We start from the raw sequence: 19,175 nt of genomic DNA, 5'->3' as shown, positions 1-19,175 counted from the left end.
CCTCAGACCGGCGGCATCTGGCAGGAGGCGGCCACCGCGGCGGGCAGGTAGCAGTTCCGCACGTAGTCCATCACCATGCGGTCGGAGTTGAAGCGCCAGGCCAGCGTCCGGATGGAGCGCTTCACCCGCCGCACCCAGGCCCGGGGCACGCCGGCGGCATCGCGGTCGTAGTAGCAGGGGACCACCTCCTCCTCCAGCACCCGGAAGAGCGCCTCGGTGTCCCGCCGGTTCTGGATCTCCCCGTCGGCATGGGACTCCCCGCTTCCGATGGCGAAGCCGTTCTTCCCGTCGAACGCCTCCGCCCACCACCCGTCAAGCACCGAGATGTGCAGGGCGCCGTTCATGGCGGCCTTCATGCCGCTGGTGCCGCAGGCCTCCAGGGGACGCACGGGGTTGTTCAGCCAGGCATCCACGCCCTGGTAGAGGTTGCGGCCCACATGGATGTTGTAGTTCTCCACGAACACGATCCGGTTCCGGAAGCGCGGGTCTTCCAGCAGGTGGTTGACCTTCTGGATGAGGCTCTTCCCGCGCTGGTCCGCAGGGTGGGCGCGCCCGGCGAAGATGAGGTTCACCGGCCGGGTGGGGTGGTTCACCAGGGCGGCGAGGCGGTCCAAGTCCGTAAAGAGCAGGTCCGGGCGCTTGTAGGGGACGAACCGGCGCGCGAAGCCGATGGTGAGCGCATCGGGATCCAGCGGCGGCGGGTCGATGGGTGGGAGGCCCAGGCGCGCGCGCGTGGCGGCCACCCGCTCCCGGACGAACCGCAGCATCCGGGCCTTCAGCACCTGCTTGATCTCCCAGATCTCCGCCGAGTCCACGGATTCGATCCTCGTCCACAGGTCGTGGTGGACCATGCCCTCCAGCCAGTTGATGCCGATGCGCGATTCGAAGAGCTGCTCCATCTCCGTGGCCAGCCATGTGGAGACGTGCACGCCGTTCGTGATGTGCCCGATGGGGACCTGGGCCTCGGGCCGGCCGGGCCAGAGGGCGGTCCACATGGCCCGCGACACCACGCCATGGAGGGCCGACACGCCGTTGGCCCGGCTGGACTGCCGGAGGGCCAGCACCGTGGGCATGAAGGGCGACCCGTGGTCCCCGGGGTTCATGCGACCCAGGTTCGCCACCTCCTGGACCGGGAGCTTCAGCCCGTCCGCCAGGGGCCGCAGGTGCTCTTCCGCCAGCTCCACCGGGAAGCGGTCATGGCCCGCGTCCACCGAGGTGTGGGTGGTGAACACCGTGGCCGCGGCCGATTCCCTCAGCGCCGCCCAGGGTTCCAGGCCATCGGCCTGCACCCGGTGCCGGGCCCGCTCCAGGATGGCGAAGGCGGTGTGTCCTTCGTTGAGGTGGAACACGCTGGCGGTGATGCCCAGCTCACGCAGCGCCCGCGCGCCCCCCACGCCGAGCATCAGCTCCTGCTGGATGCGCATGCGCTGGTCGCCGCCATAAAGGCGGGCCGCGAGCGCCTGGTCCGCCTCGCTGTTCTGGGGGTCCCGGGTGTCCAGCAGGATGAGACGGACGCGGCCCACGCAGGCTTCCAGCACCTGGGCCCAGACGGTCCGTCCCGGCATCTCCACCCCCACTCGGGCGGGTTCGCCCCGGGCGGTGAGCGCGGGCCGCAGGGGCAGGTCCTTCAGGTCGAAGGGCTCCAGCACGTCCTGCTGCCAGAACGACGGATCCAGCACCTGGCTGGTGTAGCCCTGGTGGTACAGAAGGCCGACCCCCACCAAGGGGACGCCCAGGTCTGAGGCGCCTTTCAGGTGGTCCCCGGCCAGGATGCCGAGGCCGCCCGAGTAGATGGGGATGCATTCGTGGATGCCGAATTCCATGCAGAAGTAGGCCACCGGGCGCGTGCTCAGCGGGCCGGCATGAAAGAGGCCCCAGGTGGTCACGGGATGCAGGAACTCATCCAGCTGGCGCAGGGCGCGGTCGATCCGCGCCGGCACGTCCACCTCCATGGCCCGGTTTTCCATCTGCCGGGTGTCGATCTGGCGCAGCACGGAGATGGGGTTCCGGTGGGCGCGCTGGTACAGGTCCAGGTCCAGGTCCCGGAAGATGGACCGCACCTCGGGTCGCCAGGTCCACCAGAGGTTCTGGGTGAGTCGTTCGAGCTTCTGCCGCAGGATCTCCATGGCGCAGGCCTCGATTCTCTGGCGGGTATTCTACGCCTCATCTCCAGGCTCGGCCGCCAGGAAGACCGCGCCGAGGGGTGGGAGGGTCAAGATCAGCGAGTGGCCGTACCCGTGCCGCGGGATGGGTTCTGGACGCAGTCTCCCGGGATTCAGGAACCCCTGGCCACCGTAGACCTCGGCATCGGTGTTCAGGAGTTCCCGGCAACCCGCCTGGAAGGGGACGCCCACGCGGTAGTCCCGGTGGACCATCGCCGTGAAATTGAAAATCACGGCGGTGGCGTCGCGGGAATCGGCCCGCTTCCGCAGAAGGGAAAGAACACTGTTGGCGCGGTCGCCGCAATCGATCCAGGCGAAGCCCCAGGACTCGCAGTCGCCATCGTGGAGGGACGGCCGCGCCCGGTGCAGCCCGTTCAGGTCCCGGAGCAGGTCGTGGATGCCCTTGGGCTCCGGCTGGTCGAGCCGCTCCCACTCCAGCGCCGTCGAGTGGTTCCACTCCCGCGTCTGACCGAGCTCCGTCCCCATGAAGACCAGCTTCTTGCCCGGGTGGGCGAAGGCCCAGGCCAGCAGGAGCCGCAGGTTCGCCAGGCGCTCCCACTCGCTGCCCGGCATGCGGCCGAGCAGGCTCCGCTTGCCGTGGACCACTTCGTCGTGGGACAGCGGCAGCACATGGTTCTCCGTACCGTGGTAGAGCATGCTGAAGGTCAGCTCATCCTGGTGGTACCGACGGTGGAGCATGGTGCGGGCGAAATAGCCCAGCGTGTCGTGCATCCAGCCCATGTTCCACTTGAAGCCGAAGCCCAGGCCGCCAACGGACGTGGGCCGGGAGACCATGGGCCAGGCCGTCGATTCCTCGGCGATGGTGAAAGTGTCCGGATGCTCCGCGTAGACCGTCTCGTTGAAGCGGCGGAGGAAGGCCACCGCCTCCAGGTTCTCCCGACCTCCGTAGCGGTTGGGGATCCACTGGCCCGGCTTCCGGCTGTAGTCCAGGTAGAGCATGGAGGCCACCGCGTCCACGCGCAGGCCGTCGATGTGGAAGCGGTCCAGCCAATACAGGGCGTTGGAGATGAGGAAGGTCTGCACCTCCCGCCGCCCGTAGTTGTAGATCAGGGTGTCCCAGTCCATGTGGCGGCCCTGGCGGGGATCGGCATGCTCGTAGAGATGCGTCCCGTCGAAGAAGGCCAGACCATGCGCGTCCCCCGGGAAATGCGCGGGCACCCAGTCCAGCACCACCCCGAGGCCCGCCTGGTGGAATGCGTCCACGAAGGCCTTGAAGTCCTCCGGCGTGCCGTAGCGTCCGGTGGGCGCGAAGAGGCCCAGCGGCTGGTAGCCCCAGGAGCCGAAGAAGGGGTGCTCGCCGACCGGCAGCAGCTCCACGTGGGTGAAGCCCAGGTAGCGCACGTAGGGGATGAGCTGTTCCGCGATCTCGCGGTAGCTCAGGTAGCCGCCGTCCGGACGGCGGCGCCAGGAGCCCAGGTGCACCTCGTAGGCGCTGAACGGCGCCCGGTGGATGGGGACGCGGCCCCGGACCGCCATCCACTCGGCATCGCCCCAGGCGTAGTCGCCCAGGCCGTGCACCACGGAGGCGGTGCCGGGCGGAACCTCGCAACGGAACGCGTACGGGTCCGCCTTCAGGGGGAGCAGCTCACCCCGCGGGCCGTGCAGCTCGAACTTGTAGAGCTCGCCCGGCCCCACATCCGGAACGAAGCCCTCCCACACGCCGGCGTCGCTGGGCCGCAAGGGATGCCGGCGCCCGTCCCAGGCGTTGAAGGGCCCCACCACGCTCACCCGGCGGGCGTTGGGCGCCCACACCGCGAAGGCCGTCCCAGCCACGCCGTTCAGGATCACCGGATGGGCGCCCAGCTTCTCGTAGGCCCGGCGGTGCGTGCCCTCGGCGAGCAGGTGGTGGTCCAGCGGCCCCAGCCGCGACGGGAACGGGGTCCGGGGCATCAGCGTCCTCCGCTCCAGAGGCCTTCGGACAACTGGAGCCACACCCGAAGCGCCTCCGTGGCGCTCCAGGCCTGGGCGTCGCAGCCCCGCTGGGCATGGGGAGCGTCGCCGTCCAGCAGTTCCGGCAGGTGGCCCACGCAGCCCTCCGCGAGCGGCGTCTCCAGGCTTCCCAGGATGGCCCGGGCCGCGGCCACCGCCTCGGGCGCCTGGTCCCAGGCGGCGGCGAGGGCCTCGCAGAAGGTGGGCACCAGCCACACCCAGGCCGTGCCGTTGTGGTAGGCGGGCTTGCGCCGAGTGTCCTCGTCGCCTTCGTAGTGGCCCCAGTACGGGCGCAGCGGGTCGTTCAGCAGGTGGCCCGCGGCATCGCGGATCTCCAGCGCCGCGGCCACGGGAAGGGGGGCCAGGCTTCGCAGGGCGCCGGGCACCAGCAGGTGGCGCTGGGCCGCTTCCACGACCCGGCGGGCGCGGGCCCCCCGCAGGAGCCCCAGGCTCACGAGGAAGAGCTGGTTCGGGCGCAGATGGTCCTGGGGGACACCTTGGGCCGCGGGCACCCCCGCCGGCGCGGCCAGCAGGTCCGCGAACCAGCCGGAGGCGGGCAGCCAGAAGCGGTCCAGCGAGGCCTCGGCCTGGAGGGCCAGGGTGTCCCAGCGCCCGGAGGCCTCGCCGTCGAGCCGCGCCAGCTGGCGCAGCAGGCGGATCCAGAGGGCCTGCAGCTCCACCGGGTACCCTTCGCGCGGCGTGCCGGCAGGATGGGCCGTGTCCATCCAGGTGAAGTGGGCGGGACTCCAGACCAGGGCGGAGCCTGGATCCACTCGGATGCCATTAGGCGTACCCGCCAGGTAGCCCGCCGCCAGGTTGCGCAGCACCGCCCCCAGGGGCCGCCCCCCGGCGTCGGCCGCATAGACCTCGGGACCCAGGACGGCGGCGGCCTCCTCGAGGGCGAGGGCGAACCAGAGCGGCGCATCGGAGGTGTCGCGGTCTCCGTCCTCCGAGGCCGCCAGGCGGTTGGGCAGGGTGCCATCCCGCTCCAGGGCGCCGAAGGTCCGGAGGATCTCCAGGGTCTCGCGGGTCCAGCCCCCGGCCAGGAGGCCGCGCACGGCGATGAGGGTGTCTCGGCCCCAGTCGAGGAACCAGGGATAGCCCGCGATGACCGTGGTCCCGGTCCCACGGCGCGCCAGGAAGGCCGCGCAGGCAGTCTCCAGCTGCCGGCCGAAGCTGTCCGACTCGGGCCTTCCGGAGGGGTGCGGTTCCAGGGAGGTTCTCGCGAACCGCGCTTGCGGATCCGCGTCCACGGTGATCGACAGGCTGCCGCCCGGAGGAAGGGGCAGCTCGAACCAGCCGGGACTCCAGGCATCCCCCTGCGCCCGCATCCCCCGGCCGGCCTCCACGGGATGCGGGATGCCCCGGCACCACTCGGGCTCGGGGTGGTAGCTCCCCCCTTCGCTCCCGGCCCGCAGCCCGCGGTCCGCCGCCAGGCGGACCTGGAAGCCCGGACGGCCGCTCAGCGGGGAAGTGGCCGCGGCGAAGCGGCGGTCCAGGTCCGGGCTCCAGGTGGTCTCCTCGTGGAAGCTGCGGTCCTCCAGGTCCAGTCGCACCGTGAGGCCCACGCGGATTTCTCCGGAGACCTCCTTCCCCGCTCCGCGGCTGAACCTCAGCACCACCGCGTTCCGGCCCTCCGGCATCTCCGCGTCGAGGTGGACGGGCACCGTCCGGCCATCCCCGGCGTGGGCCCGGAAGCGCCAGCGGGCCGGCGGGCCGGGCTCGAAGCCCTCGAGGTTGTCCGCCCCGAGGGCCGAGAGGAACCCGTCGGCGATGACCCAGGCCCGAAGCCGCTTCACCAGCACATGGCGATCGCAGGGCAGGTCCGGATGCAGGTTGGCGCCCAGCAGGCAGTCGTACTTCGAGGCGATGGCCCCCAGGTCCGCGTGCACCCGGGCCATGCCGCCGCGGCCGTTGGTGAGCAGGGCCAGCCCCGATTCGCCGTGGCTGGAGAAGCACGGGAGCGCAGGGCAGAACCGGAGCTGTCCCCGGATCGGGGGCCCTTCCTCGCCGAAGCGGTCCAGGTGGAGGTCCGCCAGGCCGGCCGCATCGCCCGGCCGCGGGGGCAGCGCGGCGAAGTGCCGGCCCCCGGCCGGGATCGAGCGCAGGTTCAGGTCCAAGGCCCCGACCGCACGGAGCGTCGCGGAAAACGGCAGGGCATCCTCGATGAGAACCCGGTGCCCCGGCGGCACGGGCAAGACACGGGCGGCATCTTCGGGTCCCCAGAGGGCCACGGCGGGGTAGCGGTCCCCGCTCGCCGCCGCATCCAGAGCGCCGAGCAGGTCCGCGGAGGCCCGCGCGGGGTCCAGTCGCGGCAGGGCCGCCAGGAAGGCCGCGGGATCCCGGTCCACCCGCGTCGCCAGCAGGCGCCAGTCGCAGGGCCCGATGGCCTCCGCGGGGATGGCCTCGGCCAGCCGCTGGAAGCCCCAGGCGGCCTGGGCCCGGCGGGCGCGGTAGGCCTCGCCGGAGAGTCCCGCAGGGGCGGGCCGGTCCGCCAGGCAGTGGGCCGCGCCGGGGTGGAGGAGGAACCCCACGCGGCCCTCGGAACGCCGGATCTCCGGCGGCGCGCCCAGCAGGTCCAGGGCAGGCGCCCCCAGGCTGGTCCAGGCCGTCTCCGCCAGAACCAGCTCCCGGGGCTCGCGCACGTCCAGGTTCACAAGCACGAGGCAGCGGTCCAGCCCCTCGGCGGAGCGGCGGGCCAGCGCGAGCACCGGCGAATCCTCCGGGCTCAGGCGCGCCACCGCCGCGCCGTCGAAGAAGCAGGGATGCTCCGCCAGCAGGCGGTGGAGGGCCGCCAGCTCCGGCACGAGGTTCGGCTCGGCGCCCCAAGCCAGGCCCCGGGCCTCGTGAACGTCCAGCTTTTCCGCCGCCAGCCACTCCACCCCGGTGGTGAAGCCGTAGGCTCCACAGTGGCTCGCCAGGCCGCAGAGCCGGGTGCGCATCAGGGACCAGGTGGCTCCCCGCACGGCCAGGCGGTCGTTGTCGTGGGTCTCGCTGAAGTGCACCAGGGGGCCCAGCCGCGGCGCATGGCGGAGGCAATGGTCCAGGTAGGCGGCCACGGGGCGGGGCTCGTGGTTCTGGAACAACTCCGAGTAGGCCCACTGCAGGCCGCCTTCGCCCAGGAGGCGCTCGGTGGCCTCCCAGCTTCCGCCCAGGCCTTCGAGAAGGAACGCGCAGTCGGGGAATTCCCGCCGCACCCGGGCGCCGAGGTACTGCCAGACGGGCATGGGCACCAGGTACCCGGCATCGCAACGGAAGCCGTCCACTCCGCGGCGGCACCAGGTGAGCAGGGACTCGGCGACGGTCTCCCAGAAGGCGGGTGGGCCGCCCTCCAGCTCCGCCAGGTCGCCCCAGGTGACACCCCAGGCGCCAGGGCTGTGGAAGCTCCCGTCCGGTTCCCGGCGGAACCACTCCGGGTGGGTTTCCATCAGCCGGGAGCTCCAGCCCGTGTGGTTCACCACGATGTCCAGGAAGAGGCTTCCGCCCCGGAGATGCACGCCGTCCGCCAGTTCCCGGAACTGGTCCACGGCCGTGGTGCGCCGGTCGAAGACCACCAGGGCGGGGTCGATGGCCGTGAGGTCCAGCTGGGCGTAGGGGCTCCCGAAGCGCCCCATGCGGGCGAAGGTGGTGGGCACCGGCCCCACCGGCAGCAGGTGCAGGATGCGGCAGCCCAGCGTGTCGAAGATGTGGGGCAGGCAGGCCGTGAGGTCCCGCAGGGTGCCCGAGGGCGGAATCACCGTCACCCCCTGCCCGTCGAGCTCCGCCCAGGCGGCCTCCCGGGCGGGATCCCGCGTCTCCCGGAAGGCGCGGGCGGGCCCGAACATGCGGGGGAAGGCGCAGTAGACGAGGTTGGCCGAGCGCAGCCGGTCCGGCAGGACGCTCACGCCCAGGTCGTCCCCCGCCGGCCAGTGCTGGTAGCCGGCGGGATCCACCGCGTAGGCCTTGGCGCGGAAGGGGCCAGGCTCCGTGAGGACCAGATCCAGGGACCAGCCGCCCTCTTCAGTCTGGAGGGGCAGATCCCGCCAGGCGGCCCCGGCGAAGGTGAGGGCCTCGCCGGGGAGGGTGCCGGCCCGGGCCAGGATCTCCTCCCGGGCTCGATCGCCCCGGGTGAGGTTCGTGCGGAGGAAGGCCCGCCAGCCGGCGTGCCCCGGCGCGGGATGGGCCAGGTCCACGCGCAGACGATCGCCCACGTAGCGCACGACGTGGTCCCCAGGCGCGGGTGTCATGGCGGGTCGGAGCATCGCTCCCCCGGGCGGACGTCCCCCATGGTACGCCCGACTAGGCCCCTCTGCCGGATCCTCCGATTGCGGGTTCCCAGGCCTGGAGCGGGGCGGTCAGAATGGTCGCATCATGTCCAACGCCTCCGCCGCCCTCGAACCACTCCTCGCCGAATGCCGCAAGGTGATCGTGGGCCAGCCCCAGCTGCTGAACCGGCTGGTGGTGGCCCTGCTCTGCCGCGGCCACGTGCTGCTGGAGGGCCTGCCGGGCCTGGCGAAGACCCGCACCATCAAGACCCTCGCCTCGGCCAGCCACACCACCTTCCACCGCATCCAGTTCACGCCGGATCTGCTGCCCAGCGACGTGGTGGGCACCCTGGTGTTCGATCCCAAGCAGCTCACCTTCACGCCCAAGCGCGGCCCCATTTTCGCCAACCTGGTGCTGGCCGACGAGATCAACCGGGCCCCCTCCAAGGTGCAGGCCGCCCTGCTGGAGGCCATGGAGGAACGGCAGGTCACGTTGGGCGAGGAGAGCTTCCGCCTGCCGGATCCCTTCCTGGTGCTGGCCACCCAGAACCCCCTGGAGCAGGAGGGCACCTTCCCCCTGCCCGAGGCCCAGATGGACCGGTTCCTCTTCAAGCTCCGGGTGGACTACCCCAAGGCCGAGGAGGAAGTGGAGGTCCTGCGCCGCGCCCACCTGAACGGCGACGAGGTGAACCCCGTGGTGGACGCCGCCAGCCTTCTGGCCGCGGGCCGCGAGGCCCAGAAGGTGCGGCTGGACGACGCCATCCGCACCTACATCGTGAAGCTGGTGCAGGCCACTCGCCCCGGCCACGGCAAGGTGTGGAAGGGCAAGGAGCTGCTGCGCTGCGGCGCCAGCCCCCGGGCCTCGCTCTCGCTCCAGGCCTCCACCCGCGCCCTGGCCTACCTCCAGGGCCGCGACCACGTGCTGCCCCAGGACGTGGTGGACCTGGCCCCGGACGTGCTGCGCCACCGCCTGCTGCTCACCTTCGAGAGCGAGGCCGACGGCGCCACCACGGACCAGGTCATCGCCCAGCTGCTCCAAGCCGTGCCCCGCCCCTGAGCCGGACCGAGCCCACCCTCCGGCTCATCCCACAGGAGGTTCCATGCCCACCGCACCCCGGCCCAGAATCACCGGCATCACCCTGGACGTGCTCATGCCCGACGGCACGGCGCGGACCCTCGCCATCGATCCCAACTCATCCGATGCGCTCGTGTGGAGCGACCGGGCCGTGCAGGTGTTCCGCAAGTTCTACGATATAGGCGGCCCCGCGGAAGGCAAGCGCATGACCCGGGAGGATTTCCTCCAGCACTTTCCCCAGGCCGCGAGCCTCATCGGCGACCAGCCCGACATCCTGATAAGCCCCGGCGTGGTGGACCAGCTCTGGACCCTGCCCAAGCCCGATGGCACCACCCCGGCGTTCCTCTGCAAGAGCACCATGAACCCCATCAACGGGTGATGGGCCTGCTCCCGGCCTCCAGGGCCCTGCCTCGCGCTCGTGCCTGGGCTGCGGCGGCAGAGTCGCCTGTAGCTTCCCGGAATTGAGCCAGGGCCATCCAAAAGCCGGGATCCACGGGCTTGAGACGCATCAGGGCGCTGGCAATGGCATTCCCTGTCTCCCGTAGGGCCGGCGGCTGGGGTTGATGGCCTGAGCGCAGCATGAGGGCGATGTAGCGCAGCCGGATCGCGCCTGGCTCCACCGGGTCTTCGGATCTGCTGTCCTGTTGGACGGGCAGCCGCCCAGCCTCATCCAGATAGGCGCCGGCCTCCTGGCCCTGCGCCAAGGCCCGGGTCGCAGCCGAAGTGAGGACGTCGAGAAAAAAGGGCGTCAAGGTCTCAAGGGGCACTTCGACGCTCTGTGCTCGCTGGAACGCCGCTCGCGCCTGCTCGGCGACGCCTGAGAGGTCCCCCCCCTTCCTTGCCATGGCCCGGGCCTGGACCGCCCATGCGATAAGAATGCCCCGATGAAGGCCTGTGTGACGTGGCTGGAGCTTCAGACCAGCTTCATAGGCTCGAACGGCCTCCTCCACGTCGGCGGTAGGGTCCTGGCCGGATGCCAACTCGGCCTTCGCCATGGCTTGAGCCACCCCGCCCAGGTTCGCCTGGTAATACGCGTCTTCAGGATGGGCCCCCGCCTCAACCCGGGCCATCTGGAGGTATGGCAGCACAGCCGCGCGCTGGTACGTTCCACTCAGGCGGGCATGGTCGATCCAGGCCAGCAGGGCGGAATTGCGGATGTTCATGAGGACGATGTGCGCCGGATCCAGGCGGAGGCCCTGATCGGCGGCGGCCATGGCCTCCTCCAGCCGGGACGAGGGATCCGCCCCCCGGCTCATCAGGCGGTAGCCCTCGGTGCGGAGCACGGAGGCCTGGGCCGCGAAGGCCTCGACTTCGCCAGGATCCCGCCGCAGGGACTCTTCCGCATCCGTCCTGGCCCGGCTCAGCCAGGCTCCGGGATCCTTTTCCTGGAAGGTCAGGAACCGCGCCATCTCCCCACGGGCCCGAGCCCGCCAAGCCAAAGGTCCGGCGGCGGTGGGCTCGAGCCGGGCCCAGCGGTCGGCCACGGCCACCTGGGCCAGGACCGGGACCTCCGGATCCGCCCCGGTCTGCCAGCCCTGCGCCACTGCCTCCTGCCAGCGCCGCAGATCCAGCTCGAGAAGGCCCACGTCGCAGGGGGCCCGGAGTTCCGCCTCCGCGAGGGCCCTGCCTGCGGCCTCCAGGGCCGGCCTGGCCACCGAGGCTTCCTGGGCGAAGCGGGCCTGGACCAGCCAAGCCTCCGCCTCCAGGCGCAGGGCCTCGTAGAACCACGGGGCCTGCGCCTGGGCCTCCCGCGCCAGCCGGATGGCTTCCTGGGGCTGGCCCTCCATCAGCATGAGCAGCCCCGTCCGGAAGGCCTGGGGCTCGAGGCTGGCGCTGGCGCCGCGTCTCAGCCAGTCCGCCGCGGGATTCCGCAGGGAATCCTTCAGCTCATCGAGTCGGCGTCGCCGCAGCTCCGGATCCGGCAAGGCGGCGGCCTTGCCCAGCTCGATCTGGTAGATCGCGGCCAGGGCCCGGCCCTCGGCATGGGCGGCCTCCGGCGTCCGGAACCCCAGGGTCCAGGCCCGTTCCAACTGGGTCCGGGCCCCGGCGGGATCGCCCAGGGCCAGGCGGGCCCGCCCCAAGGCGTAGGCGCCCGGCGACGCGGCCAGCGATCCCGCAGCCTGGACCTCCTGGGACAGCGCCTCGACCCGGGCCCGGAGGTCCGCCTGGTCGCGGGTCAGATCCCTCGCCGGCTGGATGCGGAGGTAGCGGGCCAAGGCCTCGATCCGTTCCGCGGCCTGGGCGAAGCGCTGGGCGTAGGCGGCCTGGGCCTGGGCGCGCAGCCGCTCCCTCAGCGCGAATCCCCCGAAGACAGCGGCGGTGAGGAGGATCGCCGCCGAAGCCGCCACCAGGGCCTTGTGCTTCCTGATCCAGCGCCCGAGCTGCTCCATGGGCGTCGCCGCGCGGGCCTGGATGGGCTCGCCGTCCAGGATGCGCTGGAGGTCGTCCCCCAGGGCTCTGGCCGTGGGGTACCGGCGGCGCGGATCCTTCTGGAGGCAGGTGAGCACCACGGTGTCGAGGTCGGCCGGGATGGTGGGCACCAGCCGCCGAACCGGCACGGGATCGTCCCTCACGATGCGCGACATCCGCTCGAGCCCTTCTCCTTCGAAGGGCGGATTCCCGGTCAGCAGCTCGTAGAGGGTGGCGCCCAGAGAGTAGACGTCCGTCCGGCGGTCCAGCAGGGCCGTATGCCCGCGAGCCTGCTCGGGCGACATGTAGCTGACGGTGCCCATGACCCGCCCGGTCTCCGTGAGCCGCCCGTCCCCGAGGCCCCGGGCCAGCCCGAAGTCGAGCACGCTGGCCCGGGTGGATCCGTCCTCCAGCCGCTCCACCATCAGGTTGGCCGGGTTCAGGTCCCGGTGGATGAGCCCCATGCGATGGGCCGCGTGGACCCCTTCGCAGACCTCCTTCATCAGGCGGAGCAGCTCTTCCAGCGACAGGGTGTGGGCGGCCTGGAGGAAGGTTTCGCCGGAGATGAACTGCATGACGATGTAGGGCTGGCCGCGCCATTCGCCGATCTCATGCACCCGGCAGACGTTGGGATGATCGACCCGGGCCTGGAGCTGGGCCTCGTGGATGAACCGCCGGATGAGCTCCGGATCGTCCCGCCGCAGGAGCTTCAGGGCCACCACCCGGCGGAGACGCGAGTCCGTGGCGCGGAACACGCGGCCCATGCCCCCTTCGCCGAGCAGCTCAAGGGATTCGAACCGGCCCCAGCGCTCGAGGGTCCGGGCCCGGAAGATGCCGCTCTGCCGATGGGCCGCCAGAGGGAGGACGGATTCAAGGGCGGGATCCGACGGATCCGCCAGGAGGGCCACCTCCGGCGGCACCCCGTCCGGCGTCCCCGGCGCTTGGGCCGTGACCTCCAGGGACCAGTGGGTCGAGTCCGCCGCCTGCAGATCGGCCAGGTCCTGCTCCAGCATCCGCCGGTCCCCTTCGGCGAGGCGCCCGGCGGCGACCAGCTCGTCGAGCCCACGAGAGGCAGCGTCGGCGGGCTCGAGCAGGCCACGGGCCACGGCCAAGGCCAGCACCCGCTCCTCAGCGGTCGCCACGAATGCCTTCCCGCACGATTCCGCTCCCGTTGGACCGTTCATGGTGCCCCCTTTGAGGCTGCAGGTGAAGCACTTCCCGGGTTGACCCCCCCCATGCGGGGCGGTCAGACTGGCCCTGGCCCCGGCGCCGGAAAGGAGGTTCGATGGGACGACAATCCGACCTTTCCGAACCTCCGTCGTGGTGCGCCGCCCGCTGAGGCGGCCACCCCCGGCTCCCCCGAATCCGCACCCTGAATGGGATGGCGGCGCGCTCGTCCGCGCCCCTTCCGAGTCTCCGGACCGGCCATGATCCACCGATTGCTTGACAGCGTCTGGGGCCAGGCGATGAACCTTCTGACGGCGCCCATCCGGCGCCGGCGCTGGATCGACCTGCTCGTGTTGGCGGCCCTCGCGGGCACCTTGGCGGCGCTCTGGCTGGTGGGGAAGGAGTGGGCTTCCGTCCAGCGCCCCACAGTGGTGATCGACCTCAGCGCCTGGGCCCTGCCCAAGTATCTCCTGCTCTCCCTGATCCGCGCCGTGGCCGCGTACCTCGTGTCCCTCGCCTTCACGCTGGTGGTGGCCTACTGGGCGGCCAAGGATCCCCTGGCTGAGCGCATCCTCGTCCCCATCCTCGACATCCTGCAGAGCGTGCCCCTCCTGGCCTTCCTCCCGCCGGTGCTGCTGCTCATGCTCACGCTCTTCCCCCGCAGCAACATCGGGCTGGAGCTGTCGGCCGTGCTGCTCATCGTCACCTGCCAGGCCTGGAACATGGCCTTCAGCTTCTATCAGTCGCTGAAGACCATTCCGAAGGAGCTGGAGGAGACCTCGGGCCTGTACGGCTTCACCTGGCTCCAGAAGCTCCGCTGGGTGGAGATCCCCTTCGCCACGCCGGGCCTGGTGTGGAACTCCATGGTGAGCGTCGCCAACAGCTGGTTCTTCCTCATGTCCGCCGAGGCCTTCAGGGCCGGCGACAAGAACTTCCAGCTGCCGGGCGTGGGCTCGTACATGAACACCGCGGTGGAGCAGGGCAACGGCCGGGCCCAGATCTGGGCCATCCTGACCATGCTGGTGTTGGTGGTGCTGCTGGATCAGCTGGTCTGGCGCCCCGTGGTGGCCTGGTCCCAGCGCTTCCAGGTGGACGAAGGCGCCGAGGTGGACCCGGGCGACAACTGGCTGCTGCGGCTCTTCCGCCGCTCGCGCCTGCTCAAGTGGCTGGAGATGCGCCGCAACCAGCGCCTGCAGCAGCGAACCCCGCGGCCCGCCCTCATCCGCAAGGCCCAGCAGGAGATCGAGCGCCCGGGCCGCCTGCTCTCCTGGGTGGGCGCCTCCGCCATGCTGGGGGTGCTGGCCCTGATCGCCCTCGGCGGGGTCTCCGTGGTGCGCCTGCTGGCGGAGGTCGACGCCGAGAAATGGGTGCAGCTGCTGAAAGCCGGCGGCGCCTCTCTGTCCCGGGTGCTGCTTTCCACGTTCCTGGCCACCATCTGGACGCTGCCCGTGGGCCTGTGGATCGGCATGTCCCCGGTCTGGTCGCGGCGCCTCCAATCCGTGGTCCAGGTGGCGGCCTCCTTCCCCTCCTCCCTGATCTTCGCGTCCCTCATCATGGTGTTCAGCTCCCTGGGCATCGGCCTCGGCGTGAGCTGCGTGCTGCTGATGGTGCTGTCCACCCAGTGGTACCTGCTCTTCAACATCATCGCGGGGGCCCAGGCCATCCCCGCGGACCTGAGGGAGGCCTCCAAGGCCTACCGGATGTCCCTGTGGAAGCGCTGCTGGACCCTCTATTTCCCGGCGGTCTTCCCCTTCCTGGTCACGGGCTGGGTGACGGCGACCGGCGGTGCCTGGAACGCGAGCATCATCACCGAGATCGTCACCGCCAAGCAGCACACGCTCCGCACCTTCGGCCTGGGGGCGGAGGTGGTGCTGGCCACCGAGCGCGGCTCCATGCCCCACCTCGCCGCCAGCGCCCTGCTCATGGCGGCCATCGTCGTCCTCTTCAACCGCCTCGTCTGGGTGCCGCTCTACCGCCTGGCCGAGACCCGCTACGCGCTCAACCGCTGAGGTGGACATGCAGCTGCCCTACACCTCCCCCATCTGTGAACTCCGCGGCGTGCAGATGCGCTTCAAGGGCCACCGCGGCAAGGTCCAACGCGTCCTGGAGGACATCCGCCTCGATGTGCGCCCAGACGAGATCCTCTGCCTCATCGGCCCCAACGGCTCGGGCAAGTCCACCCTCCTGCGCCTCCTTGCGGGACTGATGCCGCCCACGCAGGGCGAAGTCCGGCATCACGGGGAAAAGCTCGACGGCCTGAACCCCGGCGTGGCCATGGTGTTCCAGAGCTTCGCCCTCTATCCGTGGATGACCGTGGAAGAGAACGTCCGGGTGGTGCTCCGCGCCCGCGACCTGCCCGAGGGCGAGGTGCGCGAGCGGGCCCACCAGGCCATCCGCAAGGTCGGCCTCGAAGGCTTCGAGGAGGCCTTCCCCCGCGAGCTCTCCCGCGGCACCAAGCAGCGCGTGGGCGTGGCCCGGGCGCTGGCCGTGGACCCCGAGATCCTGGTCATGGACGAGCCCTTCAGCCAGGTGGACGCCCTCACGGCCGAGGCGCTGCGCGCCGAGATCATGGACATCTGGGCGGACAAGGAGCGCAACCCCTCCGCCATCGTGATGGTCAGCCAGTCCATCCGCGAGGCCCTGCTGATGGCCGACCGCGTGGCCATCCTCTCCGGCAGCCCCGGCACCCTCCGCACCATCGTGGATGTGCCCATGGCCCGGCCGCGGGACAGCCGCTCGCCGGAGTTCATGAAGCTGGTGGACCACCTCCACGACATCTTCACCAGCGCGGAGCTGCCCGACGTCCAGGTCACCGCTCCCATCCCCAGCGCCGCGGTCCAGGAGGACCAGGTGGAACCCCTCCCCCAGGCCCAGAGCGGCGACATCCTGGGCCTGCTGGAGTTCCTGGAGACGCAGGGCGGCACCAGCGATCTTTTTCAGGTGGCCTCGCACACCCACGTCGCCTTCGAGAAGGTGCTCACCACGGTGAAGGCCGCCGAGATGCTGGATCTCGTGGACACGCCCAAGCGCGCCGTCCTCCTCACGCCGCTGGGCAAGCGGTTCGTGAACGCCAACATGGACGACCGCAAGGACCTCTGGCGGGCCCAGCTCCTCGAGCTGCGGCTCTTCCGCGTGGTGCAGGAGATGATGCACCTCGAGGATGGCGAGCTGTCCGAGGAGGTCCTCCTCCAGGAGCTGGCCACGCGCCTGCCCATGGAGGATCCGGAGAAGACCTTCGAGACGCTCGTCGCGTGGGGCCGCTTCGGCGAGCTCTTCGCCTACCGCGAGGAGCGCGGCGTCCTCACACCGGAATAGCATCCGGCCTGGCCCCACCTGACGACCGCCCCGATCGCACGCGACATCTAGTCGCGTGCTCCCGCTCCCGCTGCGCCTCCGCCTGACGGACAGCGCCAGGCGCTGTCCTCCCGCTCGGTTCCCTCGCGGAGTCGGAGCCTCTGGCTTGCGATCGCGGAGGGGGCCCCGTGGGGCCGCTTCGGCGAGCTCTTCGCCTACCGCGAGGAACGTGGCGTCCTCACGCCCGAGTAGGCTTCTTCTCCGGCAGGGGCGGCGCCAGGGCGCAGGCCGCGATGCCCGCCAGAACCAGGAGCGTGCCCACGCCTTGCAACGGCCGGACGGACTCCCCGAGCAACAGCCACCCCAGGATGACCGTGGCCACGGGCTGGGTCATGAGGCCCATGGCGCCCAGGTTCGTGGACACGTGGCCGATGCCCCAGGTGATGAGCCACCAGGCCACCACCTGCACGACCAGGCCCAGGCCGGCCAGGGCCCACCAGGCCCGGGTGGGATAGCCCGCGAAGGCCTCTCCCTGCGCGAGGCCCAGGACCCCGAACCCCGCCATGCAGCAGAGCACCACCCAGAACAGGGCCTCCGGGGCGCTGAGCTCCTGGCGCGCACGCCCCAGGGCCAGCGTGAAGGCGCCGTAGGCCAGGGAGGCGAGGGCCCCCAGCAGCTCGCCCAGGCCCGTGCCCCAGCGGGCGCCCTTGGCGAGGCCCAGGATGAGGGCTCCGCCCAGGGCCAGCGCCACGCCCAGCCAGAAGCGGCGCCGCAGCCTGGCCCCGAGCCAGACCACGGAGACCACCGCCACCCAGATGGGCGCCAGGGTCACCAGCAAGGTGGCGTTGGCGGCGCTCGTGTGATGGAGCGACGAGTGCCACATCCAGAGGTCGCCCACGAAGCAGAGGCCTGCCACGCCGGCCCAGAGACGGGACTTCCCGGCGTCGCGCCTCGCCGAGTTCCGGGCCCGCCAGGCGAGCCAGGCCACGGGCGGCAGGGCGATGGCCATGCGGTAGAAGCCCACCGCCAGCGGTCCCGCGGGCGCGGCCCAGCGCACGAGCATGGCCGCGAACCCCAGGAGCGAAGCTCCGAGGATCAGGGCCGCCAGGCCTCTCGGATCCGGCGTCCCCGCCTGTGTCCCATCCATCCTTCCAGCATCACCCGCGGACCGGTCTGTCGGCAAGGATCCCAGGCTCTCAGTTCGCCCAGCGGGAGACCTGCTCCCAGACGTCCTCGTCCCGGGTGGGTCCATTCAGCAGGATCGCGAACACGCGCACCTTCCCGTCGAAGGTCTGCAGGTACCCGCAGAGGCTGGTGACGCGGTCCAGGTGGCCCGTCTTCACCCGGATCCGCCGCGTGAGGTTGGGGTCCTTGATCTTCAGCTTCCAGGGCTCGCCGCCGATGATCTTCAGCGACGAGACGAACTCCGGCCCCACCTCGAAGTCGTGGTAGGCCCCGCGCAGGATGATGGCGAGGGTGCGGGCCGAGAGGCGGTTCTCCTTGCTGAGGCCCGAGCCATCCGTGATCCGGATCGCCTCCGGCCCCAGGTTGAAGGCGGACTGGTAGAAGGCCTGGATGCGTTGGACGCCCCGGGGCCAGGAGCCCGCGCCGAACCGGCGGGTCAGCATCTCGATCATGAAGTTGTTGGACCACTTGTTGATGTCCTGCACGAGGGCGCGCAGAGGCGGCGAGGTCCAGGTGGCCAGCTTGCGCGGCACGTCCGGCCCGGCGGCGCCGCCCTCCACCATGATGCCGGTCTCCCGCAGGATCCTGAGGATGATCTCCCGGGCCTGGCGGTCAGGATCCTCGAGGATGCGGCCCCGGTCGTCCCGGTTGAAATCCACGGCCAGGGCCCGCACCACGGGCAGGGTATCGACCGAGGTGTTCTCCCAGCCCTGGGGCTCGCGCTGGGCGTCGAAGGCGCTCTGGTCCAGGCGCACAGTCCCGAGAACCCGCCGGAGGCCCTCTTTCTTCAGAGACTGGGCCAGCATCCAGATCCGCTCGCTGGTGAAGAGCGGGTCGCCATCGCCCTTGAACACAAGGTCTCCCTGCACCACGCCATCCCTCAGGTCGCCCCAGACCTCGGTCTCGATGGTGGTGTCAGGCTTCAGCGTTTTCAGCAGGGCGTAGGTGGTGACCACCTTGGTGGTGCTGGCGGGTACGAGAGCCACGTTGTCATCATGGCGCTCCAGCGCCCGGCCCGTGTCCACATCCCAGATCCCCGCGGACACCGCGACCCCGCGGGCCTCCAGGCCCCTCACCCAGGCCCGGAGACCCTGGGCGCGGGACGGGACAGCGCACAGCAGCAGAAGGAGGAGAAGCCGAACCGCCACGCCGGGGACCTCAGGGCTTCGAGACGGTCGGCGTGGTTCCCCGCGGGTTGCGCCGGGTCCGCTCGTTTTCGGTGACGTTGCCTCCGAGCAGGTTCTCGTCGGCCCTGAACATCCAGTCCCGCACCAGGGTCTTGCCCTGGTAGGCGTGGATGCTGTCCTTCTCGCAGCGGCTGCGCACGCCCACGATGGGCAGCCCCTGCGTGTCGCCGGAGGCCCCAGGCTGCACCTGCGTGAGGTACTCCCACTCGCCGCTGCTGGTCATGGGGTCGCGGTATTTCTGGCGGAGGATGCGGGGGCGGACCTTCATCACCTCGTCCAGGTCCGTAGGGTAGCGGTTGTTCTTCGCGAAATAGACCCGCAGGGCCGCGGCGATGGCCTCGCCCCGGAAGATCAGCTCGGCCTCGTTCTCCCGCTGGACCTCCGCGCTGATCAGGGGACCGGCTTTCATGAGCATCACGCCCATCACGACGGCCATGGCCAGGGCGAGGGCCATGGTGAACCCGCGCTGGGTACGGAATGAGGAGGCGGTCCGCATGAATGC

Annotated in this window: 10 protein-coding genes and 1 pseudogene; 4 read left to right on the top strand and 7 right to left on the bottom strand. The window is 71.0% G+C overall.

The features are described 5' to 3' along the window. Nucleotides 1–2: 2 nt before the first annotated feature. The 3 genes and pseudogenes from glgP to ML539_RS02940 form a co-directional block, all read right to left on the bottom strand. Complete coding sequence (gene glgP / locus ML539_RS02950; RefSeq protein ID WP_243320487.1) at nucleotides 3–2,126, bottom strand: alpha-glucan family phosphorylase; 2,124 nt, start codon at nucleotides 2,124–2,126, stop codon at nucleotides 3–5. A 30-nt stretch (nucleotides 2,127–2,156) separates the two neighbouring features. After that, a pseudogene (glgB, locus tag ML539_RS02945) lies at nucleotides 2,157–4,046 on the bottom strand (1,4-alpha-glucan branching protein GlgB); the annotation flags it as partial. Between the two features lie 26 nt (nucleotides 4,047–4,072). After that, nucleotides 4,073–8,353 (bottom strand): amylo-alpha-1,6-glucosidase, encoded by a 4,281-nt coding sequence (locus tag ML539_RS02940; RefSeq protein WP_243320483.1) that lies wholly within the window; start codon nucleotides 8,351–8,353, stop codon nucleotides 4,073–4,075. A gap of 109 nt (nucleotides 8,354–8,462) precedes the next feature. Between ML539_RS02940 and ML539_RS02935 the strand changes: the two genes are divergently transcribed. After that, complete coding sequence (locus ML539_RS02935) at nucleotides 8,463–9,413, top strand: MoxR family ATPase (protein WP_243294066.1); 951 nt, start codon at nucleotides 8,463–8,465, stop codon at nucleotides 9,411–9,413. Nucleotides 9,414–9,456: 43 nt separating this feature from the next. Continuing rightward, a complete protein-coding gene (locus ML539_RS02930) occupies nucleotides 9,457–9,810 on the top strand; it encodes a hypothetical protein (protein ID WP_243320482.1) in 354 nt (117 codons plus the stop codon). Here ML539_RS02930 and ML539_RS02925 read toward each other — a convergent pair. Beyond that, nucleotides 9,800–12,982: a serine/threonine-protein kinase gene (locus ML539_RS02925; protein ID WP_243320479.1), complete on the bottom strand. Its 3,183-nt coding sequence runs from the start codon at nucleotides 12,980–12,982 to the stop codon at nucleotides 9,800–9,802. The genes ML539_RS02930 and ML539_RS02925 overlap by 11 nt on opposite strands. 285 nt (nucleotides 12,983–13,267) lie before the next feature. Between ML539_RS02925 and ML539_RS02920 the strand changes: the two genes are divergently transcribed. Together ML539_RS02920 and ML539_RS02915 are read left to right on the top strand one after the other, a co-directional pair. Beyond that, nucleotides 13,268–15,016: an ABC transporter permease subunit gene (locus ML539_RS02920; protein ID WP_243320477.1), complete on the top strand. Its 1,749-nt coding sequence runs from the start codon at nucleotides 13,268–13,270 to the stop codon at nucleotides 15,014–15,016. 7 nt (nucleotides 15,017–15,023) lie between these two features. Next, nucleotides 15,024–16,322 (top strand): nitrate/sulfonate/bicarbonate ABC transporter ATP-binding protein, encoded by a 1,299-nt coding sequence (locus ML539_RS02915; RefSeq protein ID WP_243294070.1) that lies wholly within the window; start codon nucleotides 15,024–15,026, stop codon nucleotides 16,320–16,322. A gap of 217 nt (nucleotides 16,323–16,539) precedes the next feature. Here the strand turns inward: ML539_RS02915 and ML539_RS02910 are convergent, their stop codons facing one another. From ML539_RS02910 to ML539_RS02900, 3 genes are read right to left on the bottom strand one after another with little or no spacing between them, the layout of a single operon-like run. Then, a complete protein-coding gene (locus tag ML539_RS02910; protein WP_243320475.1) occupies nucleotides 16,540–17,448 on the bottom strand; it encodes a DMT family transporter in 909 nt (302 codons plus the stop codon). Between the two features lie 49 nt (nucleotides 17,449–17,497). Next, nucleotides 17,498–18,634 carry a D-alanyl-D-alanine carboxypeptidase gene (locus ML539_RS02905; protein WP_243320474.1) on the bottom strand — a complete coding sequence of 379 codons (1,137 nt, stop codon included), beginning with the start codon at nucleotides 18,632–18,634 and terminating at the stop codon, nucleotides 17,498–17,500. Between the two features lie 10 nt (nucleotides 18,635–18,644). Beyond that, entirely contained in the window at nucleotides 18,645–19,169 is a 525-nt protein-coding gene (locus ML539_RS02900; RefSeq protein ID WP_243320472.1) for a type II secretion system protein, read from the bottom strand. Nucleotides 19,170–19,175: the final 6 nt, after the last annotated feature.

It is taken from the genome of Geothrix sp. SG200 (assembly GCF_022808935.1).
Taxonomy (GTDB): domain Bacteria; phylum Acidobacteriota; class Holophagae; order Holophagales; family Holophagaceae; genus Geothrix; species Geothrix alkalitolerans.
Note: the sequence above shows the minus strand (reverse complement) of the source record. Positions and strands in the feature narration are given on the sequence as shown.